11 protein-coding genes and 1 pseudogene are annotated in these 16,990 nt (G+C 49.2%); 4 read left to right on the top strand and 8 right to left on the bottom strand.

What is annotated here, in order from left to right; translation table 11 throughout:
- The first annotated feature begins 8 nt into the window (after positions 1-8).
- Positions 9-1,394: an ADP-ribosylglycohydrolase family protein gene (locus tag GILYN3_RS00485; protein WP_049721034.1), complete on the top strand. Its 1,386-nt coding sequence runs from the start codon at positions 9-11 to the stop codon at positions 1,392-1,394.
- Between the two features lie 79 nt (positions 1,395-1,473).
- On the opposite strand, the gene GILYN3_RS16785 is transcribed toward GILYN3_RS00485, so the two are convergent.
- On the bottom strand, positions 1,474-3,324 hold the full coding sequence (locus GILYN3_RS16785) for a lytic polysaccharide monooxygenase (protein ID WP_049721035.1): 1,851 nt from the start codon (positions 3,322-3,324) through the stop codon (positions 1,474-1,476).
- A 651-nt stretch (positions 3,325-3,975) separates the two neighbouring features.
- On the opposite strand from GILYN3_RS16785, the gene GILYN3_RS16580 reads away from it, so the two are divergent.
- Positions 3,976-4,152, top strand: a complete 177-nt coding sequence (locus GILYN3_RS16580) for a hypothetical protein (protein WP_157484822.1) — start codon at positions 3,976-3,978, stop codon at positions 4,150-4,152.
- Between the two features lie 11 nt (positions 4,153-4,163).
- Here the strand turns inward: GILYN3_RS16580 and GILYN3_RS00495 are convergent, their stop codons facing one another.
- Positions 4,164-5,318 carry an MFS transporter gene (locus GILYN3_RS00495; RefSeq protein ID WP_049721036.1) on the bottom strand — a complete coding sequence of 385 codons (1,155 nt, stop codon included), beginning with the start codon at positions 5,316-5,318 and terminating at the stop codon, positions 4,164-4,166.
- Between the two features lie 230 nt (positions 5,319-5,548).
- Between GILYN3_RS00495 and GILYN3_RS00500 the strand changes: the two genes are divergently transcribed.
- Positions 5,549-7,345 carry an adenylyl cyclase gene (locus GILYN3_RS00500; protein WP_232305484.1) on the top strand — a complete coding sequence of 599 codons (1,797 nt, stop codon included), beginning with the start codon at positions 5,549-5,551 and terminating at the stop codon, positions 7,343-7,345.
- A 199-nt stretch (positions 7,346-7,544) separates the two neighbouring features.
- On the opposite strand, the pseudogene GILYN3_RS16965 reads toward GILYN3_RS00500, so the two are convergent.
- Positions 7,545-8,675 (bottom strand): annotated as a pseudogene (locus tag GILYN3_RS16965) (methyl-accepting chemotaxis protein); the annotation flags it as partial.
- Positions 8,676-9,209: 534 nt separating this feature from the next.
- Here GILYN3_RS16965 and trhA point away from each other — a divergent pair.
- Positions 9,210-9,836 carry a PAQR family membrane homeostasis protein TrhA gene (trhA, locus tag GILYN3_RS00510; protein ID WP_049721038.1) on the top strand — a complete coding sequence of 209 codons (627 nt, stop codon included), beginning with the start codon at positions 9,210-9,212 and terminating at the stop codon, positions 9,834-9,836.
- Between the two features lie 68 nt (positions 9,837-9,904).
- Here the strand turns inward: trhA and GILYN3_RS00515 are convergent, their stop codons facing one another.
- The 5 genes from GILYN3_RS00515 to GILYN3_RS00535 form a co-directional block, all read right to left on the bottom strand.
- Complete coding sequence (locus GILYN3_RS00515; protein ID WP_049721039.1) at positions 9,905-11,080, bottom strand: DUF6607 family protein; 1,176 nt, start codon at positions 11,078-11,080, stop codon at positions 9,905-9,907.
- Between the two features lie 68 nt (positions 11,081-11,148).
- On the bottom strand, positions 11,149-13,554 hold the full coding sequence (locus tag GILYN3_RS00520) for a TonB-dependent hemoglobin/transferrin/lactoferrin family receptor (RefSeq protein WP_049721040.1): 2,406 nt from the start codon (positions 13,552-13,554) through the stop codon (positions 11,149-11,151).
- 31 nt (positions 13,555-13,585) lie between these two features.
- Positions 13,586-14,992: a DUF2271 domain-containing protein gene (locus GILYN3_RS00525; protein WP_198147250.1), complete on the bottom strand. Its 1,407-nt coding sequence runs from the start codon at positions 14,990-14,992 to the stop codon at positions 13,586-13,588.
- A 134-nt stretch (positions 14,993-15,126) separates the two neighbouring features.
- Positions 15,127-16,065 (bottom strand): EF-hand domain-containing protein, encoded by a 939-nt coding sequence (locus tag GILYN3_RS00530; RefSeq protein WP_049721042.1) that lies wholly within the window; start codon positions 16,063-16,065, stop codon positions 15,127-15,129.
- Between the two features lie 27 nt (positions 16,066-16,092).
- Complete coding sequence (locus GILYN3_RS00535; protein WP_084004975.1) at positions 16,093-16,884, bottom strand: DUF4198 domain-containing protein; 792 nt, start codon at positions 16,882-16,884, stop codon at positions 16,093-16,095.
- Positions 16,885-16,990: the final 106 nt, after the last annotated feature.

A 16,990-nucleotide genomic window follows, 5' to 3' on the forward strand; every position in this document is an offset into this window, starting at 1 on the left:
GCGGAATTATGAGGATCACCCTAATCACGGTAAAATTAATTGCATTTTGGGGGGTGTTATTTATCTGTTTAAACCCAGCCTACGGAGCAAAATCAAGCGAGCAGAGGGCGGCCGTTGCCACTATTTCTAAGGTTAATTACCAGCAACAGTTGTACGGATTTTGGTTGGGTCAGTGCATTGCCAATTGGACTGGGCTGGTAACCGAGATGGACAAAATAGGCAATATAGGTGAGATTAAAACCGGCGCTTTTTATACTCGCAATGACTGGGGTAGGCTCGATCAACCCAGTATTTGGGGGCAGGGCGTTCCCAGTGATTTGTCGGCAACTATTAATTTTGTATTTGAGGCGCCAGAGGGCATTTGGGGCTCGGATGATGATACGGATATCGAATATATCTACCAGTATTTATTGGCAACCGAAAAAAACAGTGTATTAACCGCCGAGCAGATACGTCGTGGCTGGCTTACGCATATTTATTCCAGCGCCGAGAAAACCCCATTTGGAAAAGACCCCGACGACAATTATGAAAACTATCTGTGGGTGTCTAATCAGCGCGCCTACGATTTAATGGCGCAAGGCATGCTGCCGCCAGAGACCAGCTCGCCCGATAACAACGAACACTTCGACATGATTGATGCGCAACTAACCACAGAGATCTTTGGTTTGTTTGCGCCGGCGCGGCCGGATATTGCTCTCGCTATGGCGTATTTGCCCATACGCACGACGGCCAGTGGTGCTGCGGCCGAGATTGCAGAGTTTTACGTAACTATGTATTCGTTGGGCGCTGGATTTGCAGCGGGACAACCTTCGGCTGAAGCCACTTGGTGGTTGGCGCAGCAGGCGCGAGCTGGGTTAACTGACGGCGAATACCCTGCCGCCATGTATGATTTTGTCTGGCGCCAGTATCAAAGTGGTGCGAGTTGGGAGGCGGCGCGCGATGCGGTTTATCAACGCTATCAAGTAGATCAGGCCGATGGCTACGATATCACCTCGCGCGAGCTGTACTGTAACGGTTGCTTCGCCGCCGGCATTAACTTTGCGGCGAGTTTAATCAGCTGGTTTTACGGTGAGGGCGACTTTAAAAATACACTTAAAATTGCCGCACTTAGCGGTTGGGACTCTGATAACCCCGCCGCGACTTGGGGCGGGCTGTTAGGTTTTATGTTGGGTCGCGAGGGGATTGAAAAAACCTTTGGGCGCACTTTTTCGGAACGTTTTAATATCCACAGAACTCGTCGAAACTTTCCCGCTGACGGCATCGATAACTTTAACGCCATGGCGCAGGTGGGAGTAAGTATTGTTGATCGTACAGTGAGGGAGCTGATGGCGAGCGAGCCGGAGCAAAACCGTTGGGTGATCCCCAAGCCGATTTTGCATTCAAATGAGTTATAAAGTAAGCCCACCGGTTTATCACCGATGGGCTTAACTTGTTACCCGCATCTAACCTTGTTGGGTACGGGTTACACTTTTTCTACTGACAAATATCCCCGGTTACATTCGCGGTCTCGGCGCTGCCTGAACCCTGAAATCCAAAGCTTACTGACTGCCCTGGGTTTATTGCGCTGTTACGACCAATATCGCTGGCGCTAAAAGGGTTGTTGCCTGTCACATCGGCCTCCCAGCTGTTCACGATGCTTACGGGGTTGCTGTATTGCCACTGCACCTCCCAACCGTTAACGGTAGTATTGCCCTCGTTGGTTAGTGTGATGCTCGCGGTAAAGCCCGACCCCCACGCGTTTTCGGTCTCGTACTCACAGCTTACATCCCCCGACCCTGCTGGTGTGCTGGATGAACTGGATGAATCGCTCGAAGATGAGCCGCCGATAATGCCGTAAGGTGCCGGTTGCGCGGCACAGGTGTCGGCACCGACACAGCTTTGGTTATCCTCATAGCCCCAGCCATCGTTGCTGTTGTTGCACACAGGTGTGGTGGTGCCGTACCAATTGCATTGGCTGCCCGCGGGCACAGAGCTGTCTGAGCTGCTAGAGGAGGAGCTACTGGACGACGAGCTGGATGAACTGCTGGCGCTGACGACTTGTAAGAACGCACTGGTGTAGTTGGCGGGTGCTTGTGCATAAACGCGGTTTGCCGTTGCGCTTTGCGCCGCCACAATGTCGCCTTCACTGTTTAGCACTCCCACTTGAACATCAGTGTTTTGGCCGTTGATCGCCTGTGCTAAAGCATATGGCCAGGCATTGGCGGCGGCGTTATTGGTGTTCAGTACCAGTGCTTGCTCGGGCAAATAAATATCGGTGCCGTTAGTTTCGACCAGACGTAAACTTACCTGATCGCCTGCTGCTAGGTTTTGTGCGGTTTCGCTCAGTGGACCAAAGTCCTCCCAGTTGGCGCCAGCGGCCGGTACGTGAACAATATCCACCGAGGTGGTACTGGTGGCGTCGGCATTGCTTACCTGTAAGTTAACCGTCACAGTTTGTTGCGCGTCGGGCTCCGATAACGTGAGTACGGTATTGCTGCTGCTAGTGTTACTTAAGCTATACAGTGAGTCATTGTCGGCACTTAGGCTCCAGCTATAGCTTAGGTTGTCACCCTGTGAGCTTGAGCCGTCTAGACTAATGCTGCCGGCACCGGCAAAGGTGCCACTGGCGGGGGTGGTTTGAATATCAGCCACTACGGGTATATTGCCGCTGTCGCCATCAAAGCTGACATCGACACAGCCGTGAAAACGCTCGTAGGTGTATTCATTGCGGCCCCATTCGCCATAGATTACGTGTCGACCAGTGCGCTCGGGGACGTCGCAACTGGTGTGAAACAAGGCATTGCCTTTATCGGGCACAATGTTGGGATTGGCGTTAGGGTTGCTGTCATCGTACTCAAGCACACAAAATGCATCGGTTTCAAAATCGTTCCATGTAAGCGGCTGGCCTACCTGAAAATCAAAGCCGGGTTTGGTGATCCAGTATCGAAATTCTTCGGTGTCATCAAAGTGCGGCCCCCAGGAGATGTCCCAAGTAATGGTTTGTTCTCCAGCACTCATGGGGTTAGTGGGCCAATCGACGGCTTTGTCCCAAGGTGTGGCGCCACCTTGCCAGGTTTCGCTGTCAAAGCCGCAAACGTTGTTGGGTAGCGGCGTTACGCCCGCGCGACCCACATCGTGAGTGAGGACACTCATAAATGAATAGCCGCCGGTAAAGTCGTCGGCAAATGCCTGAGCGCAGGCACTACCGGGTTCGGCTGTGTCGGGTTTTGTGCTGGCGCCGCATAACCAGTTGCGTGCTGGCGGGTCAGACATTAAGCCGTGACCTGCAGCACCGCTGCTAATAAGTAAAATCAGTGAGCTGAGAAGCAGTTTGTTGTTACGCATAAAAAATCCTTCTAGTATTTATGTTTAGCCGTTAATAATGAGGTTGTTAACGACATGGGCTGCCACACTTGTGGATATCAGGTTTTTTTCTTTCTGTGTTATTGATGTGGTTTGGCTCTCCTTACTTTCTTGGTTTACGGTTGGCGGTAGTTTTTAAATTGTCGTTATAATTTGTTTTTTGGTGTGCACGAAGCTCTAAAATATCTATTTTTAGCTCGCCATTTTTAATCCGTACCACTGATTAGTTTTGTTTTAGATAAAATTCAAACGACGTTCGCTTGAAACGAGAACCCCCGCACGCCAACGACGAAATTTGACTTCAGAATCATCACGTAATTAAAACGTGATGGGCGAACGGAATATTATTTTTACTTTGTAATACTGCGATGGCTGTGTCGTTTGGTTGGAGTGGTTGGCGCTAAAAGTTATTTTTAAGTGAGGTGGGCACGCTTGCACAGACAACCATGCAAGCCAAAAGCCTAGATAAAAATGTGTCTTGACCCGCCATTCGCTAAATGGTCTTATTGAAAGCTAAATTTGAGGGGGATTAAGGTGAAAAACTGCAATAATTGTCACGCATCAATAGCTTATAGCGATGTGCTTAAATCGGTAAATCCGGTTCGCCTTACATGCTCTAATTGCAAGGCGCGTATGCCGGTTAAATTATTGCCGGTGTTGGCATTGATGGCTGTGGTCTCACTGGTATCAATAGCCGCGGTGGTGGCGTTTATATCGAACACTGCGGTGATGTTGCTGGTGTTGGTCGGTATCGCTTTTGCTGGCGAATACGTCTACTACATATTGCTGCGAGCTGGGCACTTGGATTAACATTTCAAGCGTCACTCCGCGTTAGGCAGTGCTCGTTTTAGTCCAGGCCCGGTTAGCGCAACAGTGAGCAAAAGTGCCGCGATAATTAAAAACGCGGCGGTAAGCCCCGTCACATAGGCGACAAAGCCAATCATCGCCGGCCCCACTAAAATGCCAGCGTAACCCAAAGTGGTAAGTGCGGGTACTGCCAGCGCTTCAGGCATCGCCGTTTGTTTGCCTACCAAAGAGTACATAATGGGAGCGATATTGGCAGCGCCTATCCCTACCAGCGCATAGCCTATTAGTGCGAATGGCCAGTTGGGTGCTAGGGCGGTCAAAGTGACTCCAGCGGCGGCGAGTGTCGCGCCACTTACCAGTACCCGAATTAATCCCGCACGATAAATTAGCCAGTCACCGGTGAGCCTGCCAATGGTCATGGTGAATGCAAATACGCCGTAGCCTAAGCCCGACTGGGCGGTTGCCATATCCTGCATGTGGGTTAGGTAAACGGCGCTCCAGTCAAGCATAGCGCCCTCGGCTAAAAAAGCGATAAAACATAAAGCTCCCAACGTTAGTACGATACCGTTGGGGAAGGCGAATAACGGACCTCTTGGTGGGTTATTGCTGGGGTTTAACAGGTGGCGCCAAGTGATACTTAGCGTTAGTAAGATAAGCCCGGCGATAATTAAGGTGGCGTACAAAGGTGCCAGTCCCATACTTAATAGCGCGCTAACACCAATAGCGCCGATGATACCGCCTAAACTGAACAAGCCATGAAACCCAGACATGAGCGGTCGGTTACTGGCTTTCTCGACACTAACGGCCTGTATGTTGGCGATGCAATCAGCGCTGCCAAGAGCCGCGCCAAATACAAACAGTGCAAGTGCCAGCAAGCCGCTGGATTGGCTGCTGGCAAGTACTGGTAGTACCAGACATAAAATAATAGTAGCCCAAGTAAACACACGTCGACAGCCAAAGCGCGTCGCTAAAAGGCCCGATAGTGGCATGGCACACAGTGAGCCGATGCCAAGGCAGAGCAACAACAGCCCCAGTTGTGCCTCGTTTAATGAAGCCCTCGCTTGAACATAGGGCACTAGTGGTGCCCAAGCGGCCAGTGAGCATCCAGCGATAAAAAAGGCGGCCCGAGTGGCGTGTTGGGCTTGATGGCTGGCAAGGTGCAGAGTCATAAAGTAACGCGGATTATGGCAGGGGCTACAGCATACCTAATTTTTGGTCAGTGCTGGACAAATAGTGTAAAAGGCTCGTTGTTATGCGTATACTGCGGCTATAGATAAGGCGTTTACTAAGATTGTCGCCAGATACAAATATATAACTTAATAACAATAATACTGACTGCCCTGTCGGTTTAATCACATGAAGCATACTCAAACTCAAATAAACAAGTGAGTAGTGTTTTATGCTTCGGAAATTTTTATTTACCCCTGCAGCGGGGGTGAAAATACTGGCTATTACCATATTAGCGGCGTTTTTTATAAGCTGTTATCACGATAATACCGTTCCCCATCTAGATGCCTCCCCCTATACCTCGGTATTTGGTGATCATGTTTTGGTGTTTGATGACACCATGGATCAACGCGCTATCCAAAATACTTTAGACGCCTTACACCATCAGCAAAAGCACAATGAGTTTGGCTTGGAGCGTTATGCGCTTCTGTTTAAACCTGGCACTTATGGCCTTAATGTTACGGTGGATTATTACGTACAAGCGTTGGGGCTGGGTCGAGTTCCTGGTGACGTAAGTATTAATGGTACCGTGCAATCGGTAGCCGCCACCGAAGACAATAAAGTGACCACCATGTTTTGGCGTGGCGCTGAGAATTTTAAAGTTAAGCCGCACCATGGCAACACCCTGTTATGGGCTGTATCTCAGGCGGCTCCCTATCGCCGAATGCACGTCGAGGGCAGTATTAATTTTGATAAAGGCGGCTGGGCCAGTGGCGGCGTGTTGGCAAATTCTATTGTCGAGGGGCGCGCGGGTCTAACGACCGGTCAGCAGTGGTTTACCCGTAACTCCGAGATCGGTCGCTGGGCTGGGGGTAACTGGAATCGTGTATTTGTTGGCGTAAAAGGTGCGCCTGTCGATCAGTGGCCGGTAGAGCCCACCACCATCATAGAGCAAACCCCGGTGGTGCGTGAAAAGCCCTTTTTAACCTTGGATGATAACGGCTCTTACGCCGTATTTGTGCCTGCGCTAAGGTACAGCTCCACAGGTGTGAGTTGGCAGGGTGATCCCGAGGCCGGCGAACTGATTGGCCTTAGCGATTTTTATCTGGCATCGCCTCATGATACCGCAGTGAACTTAAATCAAGCATTGGCGGCCGGTAAACACTTGCTGCTGACTCCCGGGATTTATTCGCTTGATGATACGCTTGAAATAACACATGCCAATACTTTGGTGCTGGGCTTGGGGTTGCCAACACTGGTGCCACAACAAGGAACCGCTGCAATTACGGTAGCGGACGTTGATGGCGTGAAGCTAGCAGGTGTAATGGTCGATGCAGGGCCGGTAAATTCCAAGGTTTTAATTGATGTGGGCAAGCCGGCTGCAACGATAAAATCGGGCGCCGATCATCATAAAAACCCCAGTAGTTTGCATGATGTTTATTGCCGAGTAGGAGGGGCAATTTCTGGTTTGGCCGAAATCTGTCTGCGCATTAATAGCCATCATGTATTGGTAGACCATGTGTGGTTGTGGCGTGCTGATCACGGTGCCGGTGCCGACTGGAATGTGAACAAAAGCCGCAATGGGTTAGTAGTGAACGGCGATGATGTCACTATTTATGGCTTATTTAATGAGCACTTTCAGGGTTACCAAACCTTGTGGAATGGTGAACGTGGGCGCACTTATTTTTATCAATCCGAGATTCCCTACACGCCACCGAGTATCGCAGCCTGGAATGATAACGGCAAAGCCGGTTTTGCCTCGTACAAAGTGGCCGATCATGTGCAAACACACAATGGCTGGGGCTTTGGCATTTACAGCTTTTTTCGTGGTGAACCTACCGTTAGCAATAATGTACGGTTAGAAAACTCTATGGAGACGCCTAATAAATCGGGTATTGCAATTCGACATGTTGCTAACTTTGCTGGATTAAATGGCGGCATTAACCATGTGATAAACGGTGAGGGGCCGGCCACCGAGGTTGGTGAGCTAACGTTGTACACGGGCTTTGAGGGCGCAGCTGATCAATAGCAGTAACGGTTTTAGTGGTGTAAAAAATTAATAAATAAAAGCCACACAAACTTAGGGCTGATAGCGGCGCACACGCGAGAGCGCAATAAGCAAGCGTTTGTTATTGTCGCGTGTAGCGCTGTTAACGATTCTCTAAAGAAAGTCCAGCGACGGTTTGCGATACCTGCTCGGCGCTGATAGTGATGTTATTAATCGCTTCTGCGACTTGCAGGTTTAGCTCACCACCGGCGGAGACAGAGCTTGAAACTGCGTCGATTTGGTTGGTGATAGTCGCCGTTAAGCCCTGATTTTGTTTTACCACGTTTTCAATTTCTTGTGTCGACTGCGATGTCCTTGCTGCAAGTTGCCGTACTTCGTCCGCGACGACCGCGAAACCTCTGCCCGAGTCACCGGCACGGGCGGCTTCGATCGCGGCGTTAAGTGCGAGTAAGTTGGTTTGCTCAGCAATAGCGCTGATGGTCGAGACAATCGCCGTAATATGAGACGACTGCTCGTTGAGTTTATCGATTAAGTTAACCGCATCGGCTACATGCTGATTGATTGCGCCGAAGTTGCCTACAGCCTGTTCTAGGATTTTTGCTCCGTTGGCCGCATTGTGGGTGGTTTGTAAGGCGCTGTCGTGGGCGATGTGAGCAGCTTGCGATACCTGACGGGCGTGCTCGACTCGCTCGCTAATATCCGTGGCAAACTTAACGACTTTATACACTTTACCTTCGCCGTCGACGATTGGGTTATAGGTGGCCTCAAGCCATAGGGTCTCGCCGCTAGCGCTGCGCCGCTCAAACCGGCCTGTCTTGAACTCACCTTGCGCCAGCTCACGCCAAAAGTTGGGTTGTTGGCGATAAAACTCTGGTGTACAGAATAGCTCGTGGTGTTTGCCTTGAATGTCGACCAAGCGGAAACCCAATGTGTGTAAAAAATTATCGTTAGCGGTGAGAATGGTGCCGTCTGGGCTAAACTCAATCACCGCCGATGATCGATTCAGGGCAGTGGTGATGTCGGCTTGGGCGCTTAGACGCAAGTGCTCGCGGGTAACGTCGGCGGCAATTTTGGCCACCTTAGTGACTTTGCCGTCGTGCACGATGGGAAAGTAGGTGGCCTCAAGCCATATTTGTTCGCCGCTTGCGGTAAAGCGTTCGAAGGTACCACTGGTACTTTCACCCGAGGCCCGATTGCGCCAAAACTCTCGGTAGGAGGCGCTACTCGCGTAATTTTTACCGCAAAAAAGGCTGTGGTGCTTACCTACGATACGGGCATGTGAGTAGCCGATTGTCTTAAGAAACAGCTCGTTAGCATCAATAATGGTGCCGTCAGGCGTGAATTCGATGTAAGCCATATGGCTCTTTAACGCGTTCACCACTGCTTGGGCTTGCTCGGCATTATGCTGGGTTTCTTGCAGTTGTCTTTTGAGGGCTCGGTTTAGCATTGGGCATTTACCTGGTCAGTTAATCGCCGTCTTAGGCGAGTTCATAGCCTGTATACGCAGGTGGTGTTGAAATGGATGCCATAAATGGAAGGTTTTGTTGCGAGGAGGTTAGTGTTGGCGGATTGCGCGTACCCTCGCGGTCATTCAAAGCACTAGTCTCTTTGTGCCCATATCTATAGCATCGGGTCGCCAGAGATTAAGCCCGAGGCTCATTATTAAAAATGCTTTTAATGCAAAGTATTTGGATCACACCCTATGTGCAGGTTTTACCTGTACTTCACGTTATGTCGACATTGTTGGTTGCTCGGCCTCTGGTCGCAATGTGCGCCTGAGTCAGGTTAGTATCTGCTCGCGCTCTCTACTAATTGTTAAAATCGCGTATCTTGGTGGCTGTAAAACACAGCTTTTGTACTGTGAAGTTAAGGATAAGGGTTAGTTATGTACGACGGCGAGCGAATTAATAGTATTACCCATCTAGTAGGCGCGGTGTTGGCACTGGTCGGGTTTGGGGCGCTGTTAACCATTGGTATTCAGCAGCTAGATGCGGCGATCATCGTTAGTTTTATTGTATTTGGGGTGACTTTGGTTTTGCTGTACACCATGTCTACCCTTTATCACAGCTTTCGCTCACCGCGGTTAAAGGCAGTGTTCCAAAAGCTTGACCATGTGTGTATTTATTTATTAATTGCCGGCACTTACACACCGTTTATGTTGGTGACTATTGGCGGTAAAACCGGCTGGATTATGCTGGCGGTTATTTGGGGGCTCGCGGTGGCTGGTTTGTTGATCGATATCTTGCCTAAAAAACGTATCGAGTGGCTGCAAGTTGTTATTTATTTGGTGATGGGCTGGGTGTGTATGGTGGTCTACCAAGACCTTGCCGAAGGCTTTCCCACTACAGGGCTTTATTGGTTGGTGGCGGGCGGTATTGCTTACACTGTGGGGGTGGTTTTTTACGTGCTCGACGGTTTAAATAAGTTGCGTCACGCCCACGGTATTTGGCATTTGTTTGTATTGGCCGGTTCTTTTTGCCACTTTGTGTCGATTGTGGCTTATGTTCGTTAGATTGCGCATGTTCGGCATGATTTCTATCTTCTGACACATAGTTTTCTGTGTCAGAAGATAGAATATATTTAATTATGGCTGTATTTTTCTAGGGTTTCGCGGGCAAAGTCTTGGGCTTTCTCTTTTATGAGTACATCGCCTTTGTTTAGTGTTTGTGCGTAGTCAAATAGCGGCATAAACAGGGGTTGTCCATCAATGTGCGATTTGAGTTTAATTCCACCGTTAATTTTAACCATCTCGTTTAATGTATTGCGCACCAGCGCCCAGTAATCTGCCGTATTCTTCCAATAGTCGTCGCCTGCGGAAAAATCAAAATCCTTGATTCGTCGATAGCGATTAAATCCAAGTTCTTTGGCTTGGTAGTGAGCCGATGTTGTTTGGTCTGAAGAAATACGTTTTTGGTTTTCTTGTTCATGCACCCAGCCAGTAGCGGTGATAGTTTGTGTATTGCTGCCTTCCAGTATTTGGTAGTCATCACGTACACTGTGCTCGCGACGGGGCAGTGGTCGCCATGCGGTACCGCCTTGCCAGCGAGAAAAATCTTCGCTGTGTTGCCAGTTACCGAATGATGCGTAGCGGGGTGTGTCGTCTACTTGATAGACTGTTTGCGCCCATTGTCCTTGAACCGTGTTGGCGGGGTAATCTACTAACTTCCAGTGCCGGTCGCCTTGATACTCCAATAGTGACGTTTGTTCGTATTGCCAGTCTTGGCGCCAGTGCTTCATCACCATTGGGCCTTGAATTTCGCCTGTATTATTAACAAAGTACATGACCATAATATGCTGCAGGCTAATAAATTTTGGTTCGTCAGTAATCACATACACATACTCGGTGGCCCAGCTTTGATAGGGCTTTGCGGGTTTGTAGCCGGGGGTAAAGCCTAGTACCTCGATAAATTCAAAGGTTGTTTTAAAATCACCAGCCATTGCTAATATGGCACGACGGTCGCGTTCTATACTGGATAGTCCAGGCTTTTGCAGTTCTCGCCAACGCGGATCTGGTGACGTGGTTTTTACTACCTGTGGCCCCTGAGTTGTGCCTCCTCGGGTGGGGTTGCAACCTTCATTTACGGGCCAACTAAAGGTCCATTGGTTAAGAGATTTACAATTGACTTGCTCTTTGGAAATTTGAGGTGTTGATCTGTACATGCTCGAACTTTTTTGCTCCGAGTCTGATGCGCTTGAGGCTTCTGCAATGTAGGCACTTAGATTAAAAATAAAAAAAGCGCTGAAGATATATTTCATAGTAAGTCCAGTGTGAAAATCATCCTTGATTAAACTTAAATTATTTAAGTGTCCTTGAAGCTTGAAAATTAAAATTGATAATTTAAACTGACCTGAAATTCACGCCCGCTAACGGTAAAACGGTCGATGCCATCCTCGCTAACGCCGCCGAAGAATCCGCCGCCCCCTTCGCGTACATTACGTACGCGCTCCCATGGAAAGTACTCCTCGTCAAACAGGTTGGTAATGCCAGCGCGCACGGTCAAATCTTTAGTGATGTTAAAGTAAGACTGTAAATCAACCAGAGTTACTTTGTTGCTGTAGTAGATTGCGTTGAAGCTTTCTTCCTCTGCTTTTGCGTCAATCCACCGAGCATAGGCATTCAGCCCCCAGCGGTCACCGCCATGGTAGTTCACACCAAATACAGCGGAATCTGGAGCAACGCTTTCCAGCGGGTCGCCGGCGGTTTGAATCTCCTCTACAACCGAGCCATCCTCTGCAAGTGCAGTGATGGTGTTTTCATATTCACCATCAGCATGCGAGTAGGCAAAAGTTAATGTTAGGTTGTCGGTAGCACGATAAGCCGCCTCCAGTTCAATCCCGCTAACGGAGACTTCGCCAGCATTGGTTGGCACGTAGTACTCATCAGAGGTAATCGTGGTGACATTCCAGCAGTCATCCCCGACAACTGCTGCCGAGCAAGCGGGGTTGACAAATGAGCTAACACGCGAAGCTGATAATAACGCTGTATCGAGTGGGCGGTTGCGCACTTCGTTGACGATAAAATCACTGAAGTCAGAGAGAAATCCGCGTACTTCAACGTAGCCTCGGGCACCCTCAAAACGATAGGCCAGCTCGTAGTTGATAGCTTTTTCTGCCTTCAGGTCAGAGCTGCTGACTGTATCCCAGTCGGGCGCTGTAACCCCAGTTCCAGCGTAGGTGACTCCACCGGTAATTGAATCTTCAACTCGCACTGAATCGGTAAACTCTCCGCTCTCATTAGTGCCTAAATATAGCTGTTGGGTGGTCGGTGCTTTATAGCCTTGGCCCACGCTAGCGATCAATGAATGGTTGTCAATAAATTCATATTCCACCGCGATATTACTCGCAAAGGCGCTGAACTCTGAGTCTCCAACCACGCCGGCAGAGTCGGTAAAGTTTTCATCGACCTTGGGCGAGTACTCGGTGTCGTCGTAGCGTAGTCCTAGCAAAATATCAAACCGTTTTCCTAGCGAGATGCGGTCTGCTACATAAGCGGTTAATTGGGTGGTCTCTGTAACCGGAACCCAGTTGGCATCACGAATGGGGTAGCCGTCCAATAACGGGGCGCTATCATTAGTGCCGTCGTAGCGAATATCGAAAAGCGTATTTTTTACTTCACGCTCTTCAATGGCGAGGCCGTACACAAGGTTATGTGTTGTGTTATCACCTTTTATCTCTTTATCAAAATCAATCGAGAATTTAGTGAGATCTTGTGTGTAGTCGCGATTTTCTTCACGCATAATGGTAGCGCCGTTGCTGGTGTACAAAAACTGAGTGACACCCTTGGTGTAAATTTCTTGTGTGTCCAAGCTCGCGCTTAGCGAGTCGAATAAGGCGGTGTCAGCTTGCCACTCATAAGAAATACCAATACGTTCACGAGCACTTTCATCATCTGTGATGAAGTCGTGATAGGTTGAACTATCGCGTGATTCTGGAGTGCCTTGCGCTTCTTTGGTGTAATCCTCAAAGACTACACCAAAGTTATGCGCACCGCTCTGGTAGCCTAGTTTTACTAGAAGATTATTTTGCTCACGATTTTGAGAGTCTGCTTGGCCGCGAGTTGGACCATTAATGTCGGCGCCATCAGGGTAGGCTTTGGTTTCTGATCCGTCTCGATGGGTTATCACGACCAAGCTTTCAAAGTTACCGCTGCGATTTGCCAATGCGGCATTAACCAGCCACTCGTCGGAGCGACCGTCGTAACCAGTTTTTATGGCTCCTCCGGTATCATTGCCCTCGGGCTTTAAGTAATCATCAGCATCTTTTGTGGTGTACACTACAGCCCCGCCCAGTGCACCACTACCAGCCAGTACAGAGTTGGCGCCTTTAAAAACCTGCACCGACTTTACGCTCTCCACTTCTATAGAGTTACGAGTTGAGCTGTACATTCCGTAGCGTGAAAAAGACAGCGGGTTAAGAGATTCACCCTGAGATAAGCCGTCGATAGTAATGGCAACCGAGTCACCATCCATGCCACGAATGTTAAAGCCGTTATCGCCAAAACGATTGCCAGTATCACTGACTTGAACCCCTGGTACATAGCGTACGGTGTCTTGTATGTCTTGAACCATTTGGGTGTCAATAGTGTTGGCATCCAACGAGAATACATCAAGTAAATCGGTACTTTTGTCACTGGATTCAATTTTAGTTTCTTGCAAGCTTGCTTGCTGAGCCTGAGCCTGCATTGCCGCACAAATGGCAACTGCAAGCAGTAGGGGCTTAGATTTTTTCATTAATACTCCGTCACTGTCATAATTGTTAATATTAATGGTTGCGGATTTCAGCGAGTTTATTCTCACCTGTTATTTTTAAAATAATTTCCCCTAGCTCTTCTTGTGCTAAAAAGGTTTTCTTTTGCGTTACTAAAGGCAGGCTAAAAGGAATTGTTTGGTAGTTTCGTCCAGCGTGTTCACGCGCCGCCTCTAGGTGCAGAATATAGTCGCCAGGCGATAAAAAATTACCAAAGTCATCACGCCCATCCCAGCTTAGGTAGTAGCTCCCTGGGCGGCGAGTAGGGCGAGCGTAACCGTCTATAGGGTTGTCTTGCTTGCGGCCGCTTAGACGCCACCAGCGTGATAGTTCTGTTGCCCAACGCTCGGATTCTCCTAAAAGGAGTAATGTGCGTAGAGTTTTGCGTTTCTTGTCTGAAATCCAAACCGCCACATAAGGGTTTTGATAATCGACAGCGTTGATGTCAGGGATTTGATATTGCAGTTGAAAGTCAAAGTTTCGAGCCATATTGTCGTCGTTTGATTGGCTGCGGTACTGCGCAAATTTTTCTGAGGTGAGTTGGCGGCCATCGGATAAAATCAGAAGCGCTTCAAGGTCTTCTTGGGTGTTTATCCAATCGATTGCATCCGCTGGTGCTTGCGCGGCCAGGGCGGTGGCTGCGGCATCGGCATCGGTTGCGGTGTTAGCAATCACCACGCTTGATGCGGCAATCTCTACCGGCCAGCCATCGCGCGGGGCCAAAATGTGGCTGTAGTGGTGTCTGTCGATGTTGCGTTGACGATGTTTGTGGCCACTCATAGTGACGGCTTTTTCGCCCAATATTAAATGCAGCAGCGCTGCTGCATTGTCGTCTGTACGATTAGGGTCGCTTACTGCTACCTGCCAATGTTTACCTTTGGTAGGCTTACCCCAGTAACGGGCATCCCCACCAATATCGACTTTAATGCCTTGAGCTGCAGGTAAGGCTTGACGCAGGTAGGCCATCGCTTGGTCGATAATATAACCTTTGCCGATGCCGCCGATATCCAGATCAATGTCTTCGCCCAGGTGGATACTGCCGTCGGTATGAATGTTTGGCTCGGCCAGCATGGCCTTGCGGGCGACGATACGTACTGCGGGGCGTTCGGGGCGGCGGTTATGTTCTTCTGCATTGTCCCAGTGTCGGATTACCTGACCCATACGACAGCTGAAGGTTTTGCCCGAGCGCACAAACCATTGTTCGCACAGTTGCGTAACCTCGCGTAACTCACGCGGAGCTTGGAGTATGTAGTTGTCCCGATTTAACTGGCTGATAGCGCTGTTTGCTTGATACGTCGATAATACAGACTCCATACTACTAACGTGCTCAAGCATTGATTCCAATGCTGTGTGTGCGAGTTGCTCCGAGGGGTGGTTGATCGTCACATCTAAACTTGTGCCCAACACGTTGTCACGGTGCATTGTGATCAACTCCGCTCGGCTGGCGGCGCTGCAGGTAACTGCTAGCAATATGGTTGCAAAGTGCATGCGTGTGCTGCACCACAGGGCGCGGCCCCTAGGGGCTGCGCTGTTACGAGACGGTAGAGTAGGATGCATTAGTAAGCGGTGTCTTCTTTAGTGTTTTTTTCGCTATCGGTGTTTTTTTTCTTGTGCGGTTTTGGCGCTGCATCGTTCATGTTGACGACGTCGTCTTGGTTGGTGTCCCAGCGCGTAAAGCTACGATGTCCCGACGCCTGAAATTCGTCGAAAGTCATTTCGCCATTCTCGTCTTGATCTAGTACACCAAAGCGCACATAGGTTTGCTTTATTTGGGCACGACGAGTGCTGGAAATTTCTGCATCCAGTCGATCTTCATACTCTAAAGTGTACTCATCCTCACTGACCCAGCCGTCGTGATTCTCGTCGCTTAGGCGGAATGTGGCCCGACGCTGAAGGTCAAACTCTTTGCGTGTCACAACCTCATCACTGCCAACATCATAACGCTCATAAATACCTTCGATGCCATGTGTAGAGCTCATTTTAATGACGCGATTCTGCCATTTTTGTTTCATGTCTTCGCGTTTTTGTTTTTCTTCGTCACTCAACTCTTGCTCGGCTTGGTAGGCTTTGGGCTTGGGGTCGCTAGAATCTATCTGGCCGTCTTTGTTGGTGTCATAGCGAGAAAAAATCCGGCTTCCCGACGCGGCGTATTCGTCCCACGCCATCTTTTTATCTTCGTTTTTATCCAGCGAGCTAAAGCGAATTCCAGTTTGTTTAATATGAGATTCTCGCTCGTCGGCGATTTTTTTATCTAGGCGATTTTCGTATTCGTAGGTGTACTCTTCTACATCCACTACACCGTTGTTGTTGCTGTCAGTCGCATCAAATCGTGCGCGGCGGGCTTGATCGAACTCTTTTTTTTCTAAGGAGCCGTTTTCGTTCAAATCATATTGACGTATGTACTCTGCTTTATGATGAGACGCAGCGCTTGCCAAGCTGCTAACCAGCAATAGGGCACTGCTGGTGATAAGAATGTTCGTTTTTAGTCGTTTCATTGTTACTGTCCTTGCGGGGTTAGTGGGTTATTCAAAAGCTTCTAGCACCAAGGTATAGGTGTGACTATAACTAGGGGCCTTGGCGTTGGATGGGGCATCGGCGCGGTGGCGAGCACGCAGCAAGTAAGTGCCGGGCTTGTCTAGCGTTACTACCGCTTTGCCTTCGGCGTCTGTGATGATCGTTTGGTCGGCACTTTCGCTTGATTGTTGATAGCGAGAATAGAAAACATCGACTACTTGTTTTGCCAGAGGGCTGCCATCGAATTGCACGTTAAAAGTAAATGCGTCGCCGGTGAACAGTTCGTTGGGGTGTGTTTTGGCGATAAATTCTATGCCTTCGTCGCGTGATGTCAGTGCGGTATTACTTGGCTCGCCTTTACTGACGTAGGTTTCTGCTAAGGTCACGGATTGAAAAAAAGACAGTAGCTTACCGCCTTCGGGTACAGGTTCTTTAGGGTCTTCTAAAGTGTGGCGTTCGCCTTCCAGCTCGTACATTTTGAATACACGGCCAAAGCGACGACCAGTGCTAAAGCGATAAGTACCTTCTTCCAACAATTGGTGTTCTATTACTGTGCGGGTTTTCAGCTCAACTTGCTGATCTGGTTTTTGCCACTCACCTGCCGGAGTCATGACGGCAAAAGAGTCGTTGTTAAACGCCGCTTCAGGCAAGAGAAATTTTTCTGTGAAAGAGGCGTCCAGGGTAACCATATCGCCGCGCACAGGTTCAAAATTAAATGGATTTAAGTAGGGGGTATGGGCTTGAACGTTGAGGCCGAAAGCCAAGCCGGTGACAGCTAATAAACGGTACAGGTGTCGCATGGGATAAATTGCTCCGAAACGGTCGAAAATTAAGTAGGGTGAGAATCTGCCTATCACTCACGAATGGTTATGGTAATCGTTATCATTTGCATTATCAAGCGTGGGT

It is taken from the genome of Gilvimarinus polysaccharolyticus, from assembly GCF_001187555.1.
GTDB lineage: Bacteria > Pseudomonadota > Gammaproteobacteria > Pseudomonadales > Cellvibrionaceae > Gilvimarinus > Gilvimarinus polysaccharolyticus.